This is a genomic window from Streptomyces javensis (assembly GCF_039525925.1).
In the GTDB taxonomy this organism is placed as follows: Bacteria; Actinomycetota; Actinomycetes; order Streptomycetales; family Streptomycetaceae; genus Streptomyces; species Streptomyces asiaticus.
Genome location: NZ_BAAAIF010000001.1, coordinates 232,711 through 248,990, shown reverse-complemented (window position 1 = coordinate 248,990; position 16,280 = coordinate 232,711). Strand labels below are relative to the sequence as shown.

General features: G+C 70.3%; 14 protein-coding genes and 2 pseudogenes. 6 read left to right on the top strand and 10 right to left on the bottom strand.

Features of this window, described 5'->3' with window-relative positions; all coding sequences use genetic code 11:
- Positions 1-164 precede the first annotated feature (164 nt).
- From ABD329_RS01045 to ABD329_RS01035, 3 genes are read left to right on the top strand one after another with little or no spacing between them, the layout of a single operon-like run.
- Positions 165-761 carry a flavodoxin family protein gene (locus tag ABD329_RS01045; RefSeq protein ID WP_198275562.1) on the top strand — a complete coding sequence of 199 codons (597 nt, stop codon included), beginning with the start codon at positions 165-167 and terminating at the stop codon, positions 759-761.
- Positions 758-2,365, top strand: coding sequence for an MFS transporter (locus ABD329_RS01040; RefSeq protein ID WP_309142624.1), 1,608 nt, complete (start codon positions 758-760; stop codon positions 2,363-2,365). The genes ABD329_RS01045 and ABD329_RS01040 overlap by 4 nt, the downstream gene beginning before the upstream one ends.
- Entirely contained in the window at positions 2,349-3,227 is an 879-nt protein-coding gene (locus ABD329_RS01035) for a LysR family transcriptional regulator (protein WP_198275553.1), read from the top strand. The genes ABD329_RS01040 and ABD329_RS01035 overlap by 17 nt, the downstream gene beginning before the upstream one ends.
- Positions 3,228-3,250: 23 nt before the next feature.
- Here ABD329_RS01035 and ABD329_RS01030 read toward each other — a convergent pair whose 3' ends face one another.
- The 7 genes from ABD329_RS01030 to ABD329_RS01000 all read right to left on the bottom strand — a co-directional run bounded on the left by ABD329_RS01030 (position 3,251) and on the right by ABD329_RS01000 (position 11,344).
- The gene (locus ABD329_RS01030; protein WP_198275552.1) at positions 3,251-4,558 is read right to left on the bottom strand and encodes a sensor histidine kinase; all 1,308 of its coding nucleotides are present in this window, start codon (positions 4,556-4,558) and stop codon (positions 3,251-3,253) included.
- Positions 4,559-4,563: 5 nt separating this feature from the next.
- Entirely contained in the window at positions 4,564-5,259 is a 696-nt protein-coding gene (locus ABD329_RS01025; RefSeq protein ID WP_198275551.1) for a response regulator transcription factor, read from the bottom strand.
- Positions 5,260-5,294: 35 nt separating this feature from the next.
- Positions 5,295-7,526 carry an AfsR/SARP family transcriptional regulator gene (locus ABD329_RS01020; protein WP_198275550.1) on the bottom strand — a complete coding sequence of 744 codons (2,232 nt, stop codon included), beginning with the start codon at positions 7,524-7,526 and terminating at the stop codon, positions 5,295-5,297.
- Between the two features lie 252 nt (positions 7,527-7,778).
- Positions 7,779-8,288 (bottom strand): ribonuclease E activity regulator RraA, encoded by a 510-nt coding sequence (gene rraA, locus ABD329_RS01015; protein WP_344315782.1) that lies wholly within the window; start codon positions 8,286-8,288, stop codon positions 7,779-7,781.
- 38 nt (positions 8,289-8,326) lie between these two features.
- Complete coding sequence (locus ABD329_RS01010; protein WP_198275549.1) at positions 8,327-9,664, bottom strand: MFS transporter; 1,338 nt, start codon at positions 9,662-9,664, stop codon at positions 8,327-8,329.
- A 1-nt stretch (position 9,665) separates the two neighbouring features.
- Positions 9,666-10,772: an Ldh family oxidoreductase gene (locus ABD329_RS01005; protein WP_198275548.1), complete on the bottom strand. Its 1,107-nt coding sequence runs from the start codon at positions 10,770-10,772 to the stop codon at positions 9,666-9,668.
- Positions 10,769-11,344, bottom strand: a complete 576-nt coding sequence (locus ABD329_RS01000) for an HD domain-containing protein (RefSeq protein WP_344315781.1) — start codon at positions 11,342-11,344, stop codon at positions 10,769-10,771. Before ABD329_RS01000 ends, ABD329_RS01005 begins: the two co-directional genes overlap by 4 nt.
- Positions 11,345-11,504: 160 nt before the next feature.
- Here ABD329_RS01000 and ABD329_RS00995 point away from each other — a divergent pair, with 160 nt between their 5' ends.
- Positions 11,505-12,221, top strand: a complete 717-nt coding sequence (locus ABD329_RS00995; RefSeq protein WP_198275546.1) for a GntR family transcriptional regulator — start codon at positions 11,505-11,507, stop codon at positions 12,219-12,221.
- A gap of 115 nt (positions 12,222-12,336) precedes the next feature.
- On the opposite strand, the pseudogene ABD329_RS00990 reads toward ABD329_RS00995, so the two are convergent.
- Both ABD329_RS00990 and ABD329_RS00985 read right to left on the bottom strand, forming a co-directional pair.
- A pseudogene (locus tag ABD329_RS00990) lies at positions 12,337-12,566 on the bottom strand (IS1634 family transposase); the annotation flags it as partial.
- Positions 12,567-12,667: 101 nt separating this feature from the next.
- Positions 12,668-13,666 (bottom strand): NADP-dependent oxidoreductase, encoded by a 999-nt coding sequence (locus tag ABD329_RS00985; RefSeq protein WP_246618207.1) that lies wholly within the window; start codon positions 13,664-13,666, stop codon positions 12,668-12,670.
- Between the two features lie 171 nt (positions 13,667-13,837).
- Here ABD329_RS00985 and ABD329_RS48105 point away from each other — a divergent pair.
- Positions 13,838-13,945: pseudogene (locus ABD329_RS48105) on the top strand (AraC family transcriptional regulator); the annotation flags it as partial.
- Here the strand turns inward: ABD329_RS48105 and ABD329_RS00975 are convergent.
- Positions 13,936-14,211, bottom strand: a complete 276-nt coding sequence (locus tag ABD329_RS00975) for a DODA-type extradiol aromatic ring-opening family dioxygenase (protein ID WP_309142625.1) — start codon at positions 14,209-14,211, stop codon at positions 13,936-13,938. The pseudogene ABD329_RS48105 and the gene ABD329_RS00975 overlap by 10 nt on opposite strands.
- Before the next feature lie 777 nt (positions 14,212-14,988).
- Here ABD329_RS00975 and ABD329_RS00970 point away from each other — a divergent pair.
- Positions 14,989-15,864, top strand: coding sequence for a cyclase family protein (locus ABD329_RS00970; RefSeq protein WP_198275544.1), 876 nt, complete (start codon positions 14,989-14,991; stop codon positions 15,862-15,864).
- Positions 15,865-16,280: the final 416 nt, after the last annotated feature.

The window sequence follows — 16,280 nt, the reverse complement described above, 5'->3', positions numbered from 1 at the left end:
CGGAGACAGAATGGCACGGCTATGCAATAGCGAGCGGATATCGAATCTCCATAACTCCGCGGTTATGCGGCTCTGAGGAATTTCTGAGATTGCTCTGACAGGCTGTCCGACGGCTATTCCGCCGAAGCCGAAACCGCGTTTTCCAGGAGGCTGGTTTGACCGCCTTGACCGACCCGGTACGCATCTCGATCGCCTGTCACGGCGGACGTGGTCACACCGCCAGGCTGGGTGAGGCCGTACAGGCCGGCGCGAGCCGGGTTCCGCACACCGAGGTCACCGCTGTCCGGGTCGACCGGATCACCGATCAGGAATGGCATCGGCTCGACGACGCCGACGCGATCATCTTCGGTGCGCCTACCTATATGGGCACGGCCTCATCGGCCTTCCACACCTTCGCGGAGGCGAGCGCCAGACGCTGGCTCACCCGCCGCTGGCAGGACAAACTGGCGGCGGGATTCACCAACTCCGGCTCGATGGCCGGGGACAAGGCCGGCACCCTGGGCTATTTCGCCACCTTCGCCGCACAGCACGGCATGCTCTGGGTCAATCTCGGGCTGCCCCCCGGCTGGAACTCCTCCTCCGGCAGCGAGTTCGACCTGAACCGGCTCGGTTTCTACCAGGGCGCCGCCGCGCAGTCCCCCGTGGACGACAGAACGGGGACGGTGCACAAGTCCGACCTCGCCACCGCGGAACATCTCGGGCACCGGGTCGCGGAGCTCACCCGGACCGTCGTCGCGGGCAGACGAGCGCTGGAGTCGTGAGCCACCGGCCCGCCGCGCCGGCCGCGGCCGGGGACGAGGGCCGTGCCGTGGCGGCCCCCGCCCGGCAGTGGTGGACCGTGGCCGTGGCGGTCCTGGCCCAGACGCTGGTCCTGCTGGACAACACGGTCCTCAACGTGGCGATGGAAACCCTCGCCGATCCGGTCCACGGGCTCGGGGCGAGCGCGGCGGACCTGGCATGGGCCAACGCCTCGTACTCGCTGGTCTTCGCCGCGGGCAGCTTCGCCGGCGGCGCGCTCGCCGACCGCTACGGGCCGCGCCGCACGCTGGTCGCCGGGCTGGTGCTGCTGGCCTGCGCCTCCGCGCTGGCCGCGTTCTCGGACGGGGCCACGGAGCTGATCGTCACCCGCGGCTTCATGGGCGCGGGCGGTGCGCTGATCACGCCCGCGACGCTGGCGATCGTCACCCGCGGTACCGCGCCGGCCCACCGGACCCGGGCGATCGCGGTCTGGGCCTCCGCGGGCGGCGCCGCCGTCGCGCTCGGCCCGGTGGTGGGCGGTGCGCTGCTGACCCGGTTCTGGTGGGGCTCGGTGTTCCTGGTCAACCTTCCGGTGGTAGCGGTGTGCCTGGTCGGCGCCGGTCTGCTGGTGCCCGAGCTGCGCTACGCCGAACGCAGGGTGCTCGACCCGCTGGGCCTGGCGCTCTCCGTACTGGGGCTGGGCCTCGTGGTGTACGGCGTCATCCAGGGCGGCCGCCCCTCCGGCTGGACGAGCCCGGCCGCGCTGCTGCCCATGGCGCTCGGGCTCGCCCTGCTGGCGGCGTTCGTGGTGTCGCAGAGCCGCCGGGCCGTGCCGGGTTTCGATGTGCGCCTGTTCACCGAGGCGCGCTTCGCGGGCGGCAGCGTGACCCTGCTGCTGCTCTTCTTCGGCCTGGCGGGGCAGCTCTTCTACTGCGCCTTCTACCTACAGGGGGTGCACGGACTGTCGACGCTGGCCGCCGGGGCCGTGATGTCGGCCGCCGCGGGCGGCATCGTCCTCGGCAACCAGGTCTCCCCCGCGCTGTCCCGGCTGCTGACCGTCCGCTGGTGCGCGGTCGCGGGGATACTCCTGTCGAGCGCCACCTTCGGCGGCTATCTGCTCTTCGACGCGGACACCCCGGTGGCCTGGATCGCCGGGACGCTGTTCGCGCAGGGCGTCGGGATCGGCCTGGTGGTCGCGCCGATGACGGCGGAGATGATGGCCGCCCTGCCACCGCGGTACACCGGGGCCGGCGCGGCGATCAACGCCGCGGCCCGGCCGGTGGGCAGCACGCTCGGGGTCGCGGTGCTCGGCTCGGTCCTCGCCACCGCCTATCGCGGGGCCGTCCGGCCCGAGCTCACCGATCTGCCTCCCGGGCCCCGGGAGAAGGCCCTGGACTCGGCGGAGGCCGCCCGGGCGGTCGCGAGGTCGCTGAACCGGCCCGAGCTCGTCGCCGCGGCGGACCGGGCCTATCTGCACGCCATGTACGTCACCGCCGCGTGGACGGCGCTGCTGTCCCTGGCCGGTGCCGTCCTCGTCATCGGGTATTTCCGGCCGCGACCTTCAACGACGGGAGCAGGAAGTGGATATGGGGCTGCGCCATCTTCGAATCGTGCTCACCGTGGCTGAATCGGGCAGTATCAGCCATGCGGCCGCCACCTTGAAGATCGCCCAATCCGGTCTGTCCACCCAGCTCAGACGCATTGAGCAGGAATTCGGCGGACCGCTGTTCCGCCGCCGCCCGAACGGCGTGGTGCCGACCGAGCTCGGCGTCCATGTGCTGGGGAGGGCCAGACAGTTGCTCGACGAGTTCGGCGATCTGCTCTCCACTGCGCGGGCACTGGCCCAGCCGGCCGAACCGCCGCGGGCCGTCGGGCTGGGCGGGGTGGACAACCCCTGGGTGCCGCTGATCGCCGAGCTCGTCCGGGAGCGGCTGCCGCACCATGAACAGCTGACCTATCTGGAGCCCTCGTCCCAGGCCGTGCTGGAGCTGCTGCGCACCGAGAAGATCGCACTCGCGGTCATCAGCGAGTTCCCGGACGTCGTGCCGCCCACGGTCCGTGAGTTCGCCGTCCGCGACCTCGACACCGAGCCGGTGCTGATCGGGCTGTCCCCCGGCCACCGGCTGGCCCACCGGCAGCTGATCACCCTCGAGGAGCTGGCCGAGGACACCTGGGTCGCGCCGGGCGACCGCTCCGACGGGCTCGGCCTGAGCCTGCGGATCGCCTGCGAACGTGCGGGATTCACCCCCCGGTTCCGGTACTTCGGCGCCGACCAGACGACCGCGGCGGCCATCGTGAGCGCCGGGAACGCGATCGGGGCCTTCTTCGCACCGGGCGACCACTGCCCGGGGGTCTCGCTGAAACGACTGGCGAACGGCCGGCTCTGGCGCCGGACACGGCTGGTGTGGGACGCCGAGTCGCCGCTGGCCGGGCTCGCCGAGGACCTCGACGGCGGCGCGCTCGACTGGCGCCGGCCGTACGCCTCGTGAGCCCGGCCGCGGACCCGACCGGCTCACCCGGGGGCGTCGGGCCGTCTGCCTCCGACGGAGAGACACGACGCGATCGTCCGCTCCCGTGGAACCGTCTCCCCCGTACGCGCCGCCGGCAGCTCCACGGTGAACAGCGCACCGTGCCCCGGCCGCCCCTCGGCGGTGATCCGCCCCCCATGGCTCTCGACCACCTCGCGGGCCAGCGCCAGCCCGAGCCCGAACCGTCTGCCGCGCCCGGCGGAGCCCCTGGCGAACCGTTCGAAGAGGCGCGCGCCCTCCTCCGGCGCGAACCCCACGCCGGTGTCGCGTACGGACAGCGACACGACGCCGGGAAGCGGGGCGTCCACGGACACCGTCACCTCCCCGCCGGGCGGGGTGTGCCCCATCGCGTTGTCGACCAGCGCGGCGATCACCCGGCGCAGGGCCGGCGCGGTGCCCACCACCACGTGCCGCCCCGGCCCGGGCCGCAGCCGCACGGCAAGCCCCATCTCCTGGGCCCGGGCGTCCTCGGCGGACACCGCCTCCTCGGCGAGCGCGGTCAGGTCGACCGGATCGCGGGACCCCGGCGACTGGGGCAGCCGCGCGGACAGCAGCAGGTCGTCGATGACATCACCGAGCTGGCGGGTGCCGGTCACCAGGCGCTGGAGGTCGGTGGCCAGCTGCTGCGGGGTCTCGGAGCCGGAGCGCCGGGCCAGCAGCTGGGCGCGGGTGTGCAGTTGGGTCAGCGGGGTGCGCAGTTCATGGCTGGCGTCCGCGACGAACCGCCGCTGCCGGTCCAGCGCCTCGGAGAGCGGCTCCATCGAGCGTCGTGCGAGCATGCCGCTGGCGGCCGCGACGAGCAGCAGGCCGACCGCCTCGGCCGCCGCGAAGGCGAGCAGCAGATGGTTGCGGTCGGCCCGCTGGAACCGTTCCCCGTACGCCGCCTGGACGAGCTCCGAGCCACGCCGGGCGGTGCGCACCGTGTACTGCTCACCGCCTCGCTCCACCCGTTCCAGCACCGGAGGGGCGCCCGCGCGGACCGCGGCCAGGCTGGCTCTCACCGGCAGCCCGGCGGGGGCGCCGGGGGTACTGCTGACCGCTCCGTTCCGCTCCACGGTCATCCACACACAGACCGGCGGGCTCTCGACGGTGTTGTGGTCGATGCCCCACTGGGTCTCGCGCTCCGCGTCGGCGCGCTGGGCGAACAGCACCACGGTGTAGACGATGCCCCCGACGATCAGCATGATCACCGACATCACCAGCGAGATCCGCCAGGTGATCGTCCACTGGGCGGCGGCGAGCCTGCGCTGCTCGGGGCTCCGCGCCGTGCGGCGCGGAAAACGGATTGGCATGGCGTTCACAGCGCCCCCAGCTGGTAGCCGCGCCCGCGCACGGTGCGGACGACATCGCGGCCCAGTTTCCGCCGCAGGTAGTAGACATAGGTGTCGACGATGGACTCGGCCGAGGTGTCGGGGAAGACACGCTCGCGGAGGTGCGCACGCTCGTGCACCATCCTGGGGCCTTCGGCGAGCGCGTGGAGGAGTCCGAATTCCCGCAGGGAGAGTTCGACGCCCGTGCCGTCGGCCAGGCGCACCTCGCGGCGCCGGAGGTCCAGCTCTCCGTCGCCGAGCGGAAGGACTTCCGCGTCGACGAGGTCGCGCCGGTGCAGCGCACGTACCCTCGCCAGCAGTTCGTCCACTTCGAAGGGCTTGACCAGATAGTCGTCCGCGCCGGAGTCGAGGCCGGTGACACGCTCGTCGAGTGCGCCCAGCGCGGTGAGCACCAGCACCCGGGTGGTGACACCGACCCTTCGTAATCGTTTCACCAGGTCCAGGCCCTCGATACCCGGAAGCATCCGGTCTATGACCATCACCTGATGTCGTCGTCCCAGAGCGAGATGAAGCCCCCGTTGGCCATCGAATGCCACATCGACGTCGTAACCCTCTGCATTGAACAATTCGGCCAGCATGTCTGCGGTTTCCCGGTCGTCCTCGACCAGTAACAGCCGTGTCTGATCCGCAGTCGACCGGTCTATATCGGCTGGGTAGATCATTCGCTCATCTTGACCCAATCCGCGTCCGTACGACGTCAGGGGTGCGAAACAGGGTCGTGAAGGCGCCAGAAATGGCTCTCGGGGAAAACGCGCGTCGTGGGTCCGGTCCGGGCGCCGACACGGCTCAGGATGCTGTCGAGAACCGCTTCCAGGCCGGGGAGAAGGCCCTCGACGGACCTCAGATCGGCGAGGACCGCGACGAGCAGGTCGGCGGTGTGACCCACCCCGCTACGCCGTCCCGCGAGCACCGCGCCCACGATGGAGTCCCGCTGCCGGGCCAGCCAGCGCGCGGCGGACTCGTCGCCGTCGACGGCGGGGAGGGTGCGGCCGGTGCGCGACGACGGCGGCCGGGGGCCGGGCCGCACATCGGGGTTGAGCCGCTCGCAGACCCGGCTGTACCAGGTCAGCAGCTCGCGGAGAATGGCGCGGCCGACCGGTGGCGCCTCGGCCTCGGCCACCTCCCGGGCCAGCGCCCGCACCAGGTCGTCGAGGTGGTACCGGCCGGGGCTCGGGGAGGTCAGCAGCCGGGCGTCGACCAGCCGTTCCAGGGTGTCCTGGGCCTGGTGGACCCGGCAGTTCAGCATGACGGCCACCGGATCGGGGCTGACATCGGCGGCGCCCAGGACGCCCAGGGCGCGGAAGGCGGCGTCGGGGGCCGGGTCCGCCGGAGGGCCGGGGTGGGCGGAGCGGGCGCGCAGCGCGGCGTACTGGGAGCGCAGCCCGGTGCCCACGGTGAGATCGCCGACGCGTAACTCGTCGAGTAATCGGCCGGATGAGGTGAGCCGTTCGGCCATGTCGTCGAGCGACCACTGCTCCCGGGCCAGACAGCGCGCGCCGGCTATACGGAGCGCCAGCGGCAGCCCGGCGCAGACGGAGGCTATGCGCCGGGCCGCGAACGGCTCCTCCCGCACGCGCTGATGACCGACGACGCCGCCCAGCAACTCCAGTGAGGCGGCCTCGGGGAGCGGCCGCACCGTGAAGGTGTACGCCCCCTCCAGATCCGCGAGGTGGCCGCGGCTGGTGATGATCAGCCGGCTGTCGCCGCTTCCCGGGATCAGGCTGCGGACCTGGGCGGCGTCCTGGGCGTCGTCGAGGACGACGAGCATCCTGCGGTCGGCCATCAATGACCGGTACAGATGTGCCCGTTCGACCAGGCTGTGCGGAACGGCCGATCGGCGCAGTCCCAGGTCGGTCAGGAACCGGGCCAGTACGTCGGCGGGAGAGACCGGCCGCCCGTCCGCGTCCCGCAGTTCGGCGAAGAGCTGGCCGTCCTCGAATGTGTCGCGCAGGCCGTGGGCCAGGTGCAGGGCCAGTGCGCTCTTGCCGACGCCGGGCCCGCCGGTGAGGGCCACGATCACCGCACCGCCGGGGTCCGACGCCGGTGAGCACACCAGGGAACGGAGCGCCGTGGCCTCGTCGGCCCGGCCGGCGAAGGCCGTGGGCGCGACCGGCAGCTGCGCCGGCCGCGGCCGGTTCCGGGAGGGCCGGGCGGCGCTCGGGAGCCTGTCGTGCCCGGCGGAGGGCCGCGGCTCGTCGTCCCTCAGCACCCGCTGCTGCATGCGTCTCAGCTCGGGCCCGGGTTCGGCGCCCAACTGGTCGATCAGCAGGGCACGGCTGCGCTGGAAGACCTGGAGCGCCTCCGCCTGCTGGCCCGATCGGGACAGGGCCAGCATCAGACGGGCCGCCATCGGTTCGTCCAGCGGGTTCTGGAGGACCAGCCGCCACAGCTCGGGAAGCATGCCGTGGTGCCGGCCGAGTTCCAGCTCGACGTCGATCCACTTGGCGACGGTCTGGCTGCGCAGCTCCTGGAGGTGGCGCACCTCGACGTCGCACAGGGTGGACGAGGCGATGTCCAGCAGTGGTTCGTCCCGCCACAGCGACAGTGCCCGGTTCAGTTCCTCGGCACCGGTGGCCAGGTCGCCGGAGGCGATGGCGGATTCGCCCGCCCGGCGGTGCGCGACGAACCGGCCGAGATCGCTTTCGCACTCGTCCAGTTCAATGAGATATCCCGGGAAACGGGTCACGATCCGCCGGCCCACCCGGGGGCCGAGTACCTGTCTCAGCCGCATCACATAGGTACGCAGGGTGGCCGAGGCACTGGACGGCGGAGATCCGTCCCACACGAAGTACGAGAGGCGGTCGGCGGACACGACGCGGTTGGCGTTGAGCAGCAGCGCGGCAAGGAGAACGCGCTGCCGCGCCGCCGGAACGGTCAACTGACGGCCCTCGAGGTTGATGACGAGAGGACCGAGAAGCGCGAAGTCCACAACTACCTCATTCGGACGTCGAGTAGACCTCACCACGCTCTCCGCAGCGTAGCCTCAATGAGGCTAAACCATGACTCAAACCCAAACACCGGCAGAAAACCTAGTGTTCCGGGTCCGGGCCGTCGGCGCACCGCCCGGCCCCGTGACCGCCGAGCTGCTCGAACGGACCGTCGCTATCGGCCTGAGCGAGGATCCACGCGCCCAGGAGCTGGGCACCTCCAGCTCGCTCACGCTTCGCCCGCCCCGCAGCGGTCAGCCGCCGCCATCCGCGTACCTCAAAAATACCTCGCCCGCCGGGAGGATGACGATTCCGTCTTCGTCGCTGACCAGTCGTTGGCCTGGCACAAAGGTGACTCCTCCGAAGGTGAGGGGGATGTCGCGCTCTCCGGTGCCTTCTTTGCGGCTGCGTCGTGGGTTGCTGCCGAGCGCCTTGATACCGATGGGCAACGTTCGGAGCGCGGCGACGTCGCGGATGGAGCCGTTCACGATGATTCCGGCCCAGCCGTTCCTGGCTGCGGCGGCGGCCATGTTGTCGCCCAGCATGGCGACCCTCAGTGATCCGCGGGTATCGATGACGATGACGCGGCCGTGGCCGGGTTCGGCGAGGATGGACTTGAGGATCAGGTTGTCCTCCTCGGAGCGGAAGGTCGCGATCTCCCCGCTGAAGTGTGTCGTGCCACCGAACTGGCGCATCTGCACGTCGCAGCTTTGCAGTTGATCACCGTACGTGTCGTAGAGGTCTGATGTACTCGGGGTGGTCAAGGGTGTCCTCCATGTGGTGGGGAACATCGGCCAGTCGGTCACACCGGGGTAGGGGTGTCGCGGCTTGCCTCGTTGGGAGCTTGCTCCGACTCCGCGGTCCAGTGCCGGACCGACGTCAGTGAGATGGCGAGCGTTACCAGTGCCGCGAAGATGACGTAGGAGCAGAAGACCAGGTTGGATCCGAAGGCGTCATTGAGAGCGACGGCAAGAAGCGGGGCAGTGCCGCCGAGGACTGATGTCGCGGTGTTGTACGACAGGCCGCCGGCTGTGGCACGGATGTTGGCCGGGAAGATCTGGCTGACCGCCAGACGTGAGGGGACGGAGAGAACTCCCTTGCTGGCGCCGAGGAGCCCGGCGCCCGTGAATGCCCAGATGACTCCGCGGTCGGCGAGCAGGAAGCCGGGCAGCACGAGGACTGCGACCAGGATGCTGGCGAGGACCGAGGCGTTGCGCAGGCCGATCCTGTCGGTGAGGGGGGCGAAGAGCAGGGCGCAGATGATCACCACGACGGATGCGAATGTGTTTGCGGCGTAGACCTGTGTCGAGGAGAGCGCGTCGTTCTTCTGGAGGAAGGTGGCGAGGTAGGAGGTCAGGACGGCGGAGACGATCGTCCATGTCCCGAGGTATCCCATGAAGAGGAGCATTCGGGCCCAATGCGTGCGGAGCGCCTCGACCAGCGGAGCTGCCGGTGCCTGCGTGGTTGCGCCCTGTCGCCGTTTGGCCTGTGTGAATTCCTCTCCCTCATCGGTGTGTCGACGCATGTACAACCCGATCCCGCCCATCGGCAGGGACAGCCAGAACAGCACACGCCAGCCCCACGCCTCGAAGGCGTGCTCGGAGAGCACCGCCGACAGTCCCGTGGCGAGCAGTGACCCGGCGAGCAGGCCGAGGAACGTGCCGGCGGCGAGCAGCGCGACCGCCCTGGCCTTCCGGCCGTCCTGGGTGCTCTCGTAGACCAGCGAGGTCGATGTGGAGTGTTCACCGCCGGTTCCGAGCGACTGGGCGAGCCGGATGAGAAGGAGCAGGATCGGGGCGGCGATCCCGATGGCGTGGTAAGAGGGGATGCAACCGATCAGAGCGGTCGATCCGCAGGTGATGGTGATCGTGCCCGCCATTGCGCGACGCCTGCCGATCGAATCCCCGATGTGACCGAAGATCGCGGCCCCCAGCGGACGCGTCAGATAGGAGATCGCAAAGAGCGCATAGACGCTGATCAGCGCCAGTGCGTCGTTGCCGCTCGGGAAGAACTCCTTGGCGAGGAGCGTCGCGACCACGCCGTAGATGCCCCAGTCATACCACTCGGCGAAGTTGCCGGTGGATGCGGCGGCGATGGTCTTCCATCGGTTACCACGTGCTCCAGGAGCTGTTGTGGACATCTCACTCCTCCACTCTGGGGTCATCCGGGTGGAAGTCGATCCCGAGTTGGCCGGCAACTCGTGCCAGCGATTGGAGGGTTCGTTCGCTGAGTGACACGCCCTCGTGCGACGCTTGCTCCGCCCTCGCGGCCTCGATGTCGCCGGGCGCGAGGACCTGGTCGACGTGGAGCGCCGGTTCGCTGGCGCGGACGTGGTTCGCGATAGCAGTGGCGCGCTCACGGACTCCGGTGCCGTCGCCGAAGAGGTCGGCGTCGATGACGAGGTAGAAGTTGCCGACGGTCACGTCGAGGGTGCTGGATGCTTCTCGGCCGGCCGCGCTGGTGAACCCGGCGTGGTTGATCTGCTGTGTGAGGTTTGCTCCGGCGAGGCCCGAGGCGAGCATCTCGACCATCAGGGAGAGTGCGGACCCCTTATGGCCGCCGCTGGGCAGGACCCCGCCGGCAAGTGCTGCCTCGGGATCGGTCGTCGGCGCCCCCGAGGAGTCGACGGCCCATCCTTCTGGAAGGTCCTCCCCCTTATCGGCCGCCAGCTTGATGCGCCCGCGCGATGTGGTTGACAGCGCCATGTCCATCACGAGCTCGGGATGCTCGACGCCAGGGGTGGCGAAGGAGATCGGGCTGTTCCCGATGCGTGGACCGCGACCGCCGAAGGGCACCACCGACGCGGACGAGCTGCTCGCCGCGACGGCGAGGAAGCCCGATCGGGCGGCGTGACGGGTGTAGAACCCGGCTGCCCCGAAGTGGGCGACCTTGCGCACAGCGCCGAGTGCCACCCCACAGGATCGGGCCTTCGATATCAGTGCCTCGACCGTGCGGATACCGACGGGCGCCCCGAGCCCACCACCGGCATCGATCAGCACAGAAGCGGGCCCCTCCTTGACGGTCGCTTCAATGGGGCGGACCTCGACCTGCCCCGCCCGGAGCTGACCGAGATAAGACTCAAGACGGTTGAGACCGTGCGTACTCACCCCCATGACATCGGCCTCGACCAGCGAAGCGGCCATGATCTGCGCATCGGCGGACCGCATTCCGACGCATTCGAAGGCGCTGCGTGCGAAGCAGATCAGGGCGCCCGCGGGCAACCGGCGCGAGCCGGCCTCGGCGCTCATGCCCGCCTCTTGCAGAACAGTCGCTGCCCGGCATCGAGCAACTGAACGTCCGAGTCGGCGAAATCCGCGTAATGAACGATCACGGCCTCGTGCGTCTGGGGAACCACCGCGGACACGGGCGTGTGGGCGAGCACGCCGTGGACCAACTCCTCATCGAGTCCTTCGTCCTCCATCCAGTGAGCCCCAAGGAACCCGTGCTGGTACAGCCGCCCGGCACGGGAGGCCCGCGCTCCGCTCGGTGACTGCTCGAACTCGGCGACCTTCGAGACGTCATGCAGCAGGGCGATCGCCAGGGTCCGGTCCTTGCTGATGGTCAGCCCGTGGGCCGGGGCCAGTACGTCGACCATGTGGCCGGCGATCCGCGCGACGGCACTGGTGTGCGTCACCAGGGTCCGCTTCGCGGGAAGGTCCACGCTCTTCGGCACGGAGGCCAGCTCCGCCCAGGCACTTGACCTCCAGGCCCGCAGCCAGATCCGCGCGACCGCATCGGAGAGCTTCGCATCCTCGATCCGTGAGATCTCGGGGAGGACTTCCCGGATCCTCTCGATCCCTACATCGGCGTTGTTCGTCATCCGTTCTCCCAATCTGGCGCCACTTTGCGGCCAACCGGAGGCTAAATTGGCGAGGATCGCTCCGTCAAGCGCCATACTGGCGCCACTTACCCCCGGTGGCGAGCGCCAGCGGCTAACACCGGCACGAACCTCTAGGGTTAGGCGCATGAGGGAGCCCGACATGACTGAGGCGGCAGAAGAGCCGACGTTCATCACCCAAGCGCTGTCCCGAGCCATGGGTCTCGAGGGACAGGGGGCTCTCGTCCGCCGCATGGTCACGGTGCTCGCGACCGAGATCATCGAGGGCACGTTGCCTGCCGACTACCCGCTCACCTCGGTCGAGGTGGGCCAGCGGTTCAAGACGAGTCGGACGCCGGTACGCCAAGCCCTCGGTCTGCTTCAGCGTGAAGGACTCGTAGCCATCGAGCCTCGGCGGCGTCCACGGGTCGCCTCCTTGACGCTGCCCGAGATCCGAGACATCTACCAGATCCGGGCAAGTCTCTACGCCGTTATCAGCCGAAGCATCGTGCAGGCAGCACCCGATGAGGCGATCGCTCGCCTCCATGCGCCCTTGCGCAGGATGAAGCTCGCCGTGCACACCGGCGACGCACTTGACTACTTCTACGGCACCGTCGACTTTCGGTGGATCGAAGCCGAGATCTGCCCCAACAGATCAGTCGGACCGCTCATCGAGTCGCTCGGTCTGCGTACATATCGTCTGCGGCGGTTCGGCCTTGCGGTGCCCGGCCGTACCGAGATCTCGTTTCGGGACTACTCCCGGCTCGTCGAGGCCTACGAGGACCGCGACGCCGACCTGGCTGTCGCGGTCGGCGGATCGATCATGACCAAGGCGTTGCAGGTGATCGAGAAGAACTGGCCCGCGGTCGACGCACCATAAGACCGCGTCCGGGGATCGACGCCGATGAGTGAACCCTTCTCGGTAACGTCTCATGACCTTTTGTGGACTTGCCGAAGGCGCGGAACCCGTCGATGTGCACGTCGCATCACGGTCGCATCACGGAGTCCAGGCCGAGCCGGCGCCACAGGCCGTCCAGAAGTGCACGCCGCCAACCGGGCTGGGCCCGGTGAGGGCGAGCTCGACGTCGGCGGTTGCCGTCAGCGCGGCAGCGGGGTCCAGCAGCCGGGACAAGGCGATGACGAGGCGGGAGATCGCGGCCCGGTCGAGCTGGTCCTCGCGGCCGAAGGAGTACACGACCTTCGTACGGGACTGCCCCACGGCCGGGGCCACTCGTTGAAGTGCCTCGTTCACCGTGCGGCTTCCCCTCGCCTCCGAGGGACGACCGCCCTGTGCCGCGGCCCGGCGCGCCCTCGGGGCATCCCGCCTCAGCGCACGGTGATGACCAGCTTGCCCGTGGTGCGGCCCGTCTCCCCCAGGACGTGGGCCCGGGCTCCTTCGGCGAGCGGGAAGGTGCCGGAGACATGGGCGCGGAGCCTGCCCCGCTCGACGAGTTCGGCGATGGCGCGCATCCCGGCATGGTCGTGTTCAACGGCCAGGTGGACGGCGCGGACCTGTGCCTTCTCCGCGACAACCCGGGTGTCTTCGGCGCCCGGCAGCAGGGTGACGAGGGTGCCGCCGGGGCGGAGCACGCTCACGGAACGGATGGCGTTCTCCCCGCCGAGGGCGTCGAGGACGACGTCGTAGCGCTCGTCGGTGTCGGTGAAGTCCTCGGAGCGGTGATCGATGCAGGCATCCGCGCCGAGCTCGCGCAGGAAGTCGTGCTTGGGGGCGCTCGCCGTCCCGGTGACGTGGGCCCCGCGCTCCTTGGCGATCTGTACGGCGAGATGGCCGACACCGCCGGCCGCGGCGTGGATCAGCACCCGCTGCCCGGCCCGGAGGCCCGCGGTCTCGACGAGGGCCTGCCAGGCGGTGAGCGCGGCCAGCGGCAGCGCGGCCGCCTGGACGTGGTCGATCCCGGCGGGCTTGGCGGCGAAGGCGCGGGTGGGGCCGGTCACGTACTCGGCGTGGGAGCCGGCCCCGTACGGATAAGGGAGCATGCCGAAGACCTCGTCACCGGGCTGGAAGAGGGTGACGCCGTGGCCGGTCTCCACCACGGTGCCGGAGACGTCCCAACCGAGGGTCAGCGGCGGGGGCGGCAGGAAGAGACTCAGCGCGCGGTGCATGAAGTCCGTGGGGTTGAATCCGGCCGCGTGCACGGCGACGAGGATCTCCCCAATGCCGGGCGTGGGCCGCGGAAGCTCGGTCAGATGCAGAACCTCAGGGCCGCCGAGGACCGTCTGGTGCAGGGCGAGCATTACGGGGGCGCCGTCCGGGGCAGCAGGGTTCGGGGAATTGAGGTTCTCAGCGATGTCTGGAGAAGTCATGCCTCGATCCTGGCCGTATGGTCCGGCCCCGGGCGATGGCAAGAAGGTCAGCTTCCGATACATTCGCGCCACGCCTGTCGACCCTGCCGTTCCCGACGCCCGTGGCGCGTCCGTTGCGCCCCCAGGGCCCCTGACCTCGCCGACAGCGCTGCCGAGCCGGACCCGAACCCGCGGTCTGGCGCCCACAAGGTCGTCGTCCTCGCCCTCGACGGCGTCTATCCCTTCGAACTCGGCATCCCGCGCCGGGTCCTGGGGTCCGCCGACGGCCGCTACGAGGTCTTCAGGACCGGTACGTCGCCGTAGGAGTACATGGTCTTCAGCGGGACCCACGCGCCGTGGTCCAGGCCGCGGCTGGCGTGTTGGTGGACCGGTTCGCTGTCCGGCATTGAGGCCGCGCCCCTGGCGGCCAGTGCGCCGGCGTCCGGTCTCTCGTAGGTCATCTGGAAGTAGCGCTGGGCGAAGCCCCCGAAGTCGTAGACCAACGGCGTGCCCGGGCCCGTCGCCGACAGGCTGAGCGGCGCCGATTCCCAGTGCGCGCTGACGATCAGGATCGCTGTCGGCTTGACTCGACGACATCAAGTGTCATGGCGGCTCCCCGACCGGCAGGCTGCGGAGATCAGGGGCGCGCAGCGGCAACCGTCACAGGAAACCTCGGATCCCTCGCCCAACCGCGTCGGGTCACCGCCGTCCCGACGCGCCTGGGCTCCAACCGCCAGCAGACGATCCCCCTGGACTGCCCGATCGCGCCCGCGTTCAGTGACACCGAACCGGCCGCGCCGCCGGTCCTGTTCGCGCTCACCGGCGCCGAGGCCGGCGAACGGGGGCCCTGGGCGGCATCTTGGACACCACACCCCACGTCGTCGCCGCACACCGGGGCAGACCGCCCGACGCGAGTTGGAGTTGGTGCGGCGGCCCCCTGCACAACGGAGCCGCGCTCCGTATAGCATATGGAGCATCGCTCCGCTTTCTGCTCGTGCGCCGAACCGTCCTGCGCTTCCATTTTGGCGCTCCGCCAGGAACGGCACCGCTCGCAGAAGCGACCCCGCGCCGACCGCCGCCGACAGGCCCGTAGAGAGGCGGCCGGCTCGAGCAGCGGTGACCGCGGGACGAGCGGGACCCTCCCGCCGGTGCCTGCGCCCGGCTCGACCGGCTCGGTCGCGCCAACGCCTGGCACGACCTCGGCGAACAGGACCTGCCGCTTGTCGGCAGTGACCTGATCGGAGTGCTCACCTCCCGGCGACGCACACACGCAGGGGGGGCGACCGGCCCCTCCCCCGATCCCACCACCACGGGCAAGACGACAGAGAGAGGACATCACCGACATGACCAACGACCAAGAACTGCCGAGCAACTGGGGCCGATGGGGCGCGGACGACGAACTGGGCACGCTCAACCTGATCACCGAGGAGGCCCGGGCCAGGGGTGCCGCACAAGCCCGTACCGGACGAACGGTGTCGCTGGCCCGGCCGATCCGGCCGACGCCGTTCGTCAGCGGGCCCTTCGCGCCCCTCGCCCGCGACAGCTCGCCGGTCCAGCAGATCATGCAGTACGCCGGGGACGTGCCCGCGACCGTGGACATGATCCTGGTGACCAACCATCACGTGAGCTCGACCCACATCGACGCCCTCGGGCACCAGGTTCTGGACGGCAAGGTCTACCCGGGACATCCCCTCGCCGAGAGCGTGACACCGGCCGGCGTACGGCACGGTTCCACCGCGGCGTTCGCCGCCGGCATCTCCACCCGGGGCGTCCTGCTCGACCTGGCGTTCGACGGCCCGCTGCCCGCGGCGCACCCGATCACCCCGGAGGACTTCGAGGCGGCCAAGGCCCGCCAGGGCGTACGGCTGGAATCCGGGGACGCCCTGGTGCTGCGCGGCGGATGGGCCGGTGTCATCGACTTCGAGAAACCGCTGCCGGGCGTCACGCTGGACGCGGTGCGGTGGATGCACCAGCGCGGCGTATCCCTGTACGCCGGCGACCTCGGCGACGCCTACCCACCCCTGGAAAAGGCCGCACCCGCACCGCTGCACCGCGTCGCTCTGCCACTGCTGGGCATGCCCCTGATCGACGTGGCGGAGGTGGAGGAACTGGCCGCCGTATGCACGGAGTTGAACCGCTACGCCTTCCTGTTCGTGGTGGCGCCCCCACGCATCCACGGACTGACCGGCGTCCCGGTCAACCCGCTGGCCGTCTTCTGACGGACACCACTCGGGCGCCTCCTGGGAGCAGTGCCCCGCGGTCGGCCGGAACAGCCGCACCTGTCGTGGTGGCCCCTGGATCCGGGCATGTGACCGAATCCAGGGGCCCCTACCCCCCGCAGCCGCAGGCCCGACTTGTCGCGCATCAGCGTGCCGCTGCTGTCTGCGGGCAACTGGGGCGGACTCGGCCTGCACCTGCGCGGCAACGCCCGCGGTTTCGAACTCGCCGGACCTGTCCGGAAGTGGCTTGCCATGCACGACGAGCCCGGCGCGCTGTACTGGCACGTGTCGATCAAGGACGAACTGGTCGCCCTGGCCGCCGATCAGGTGCTCGGCCACGCCTTCGCCGCGCACGCGAGCCCTGAGGAAGACGCCGGCTCCGGGCTGCGTGCGCTTGCCGTCGCCGTCTTCGACGC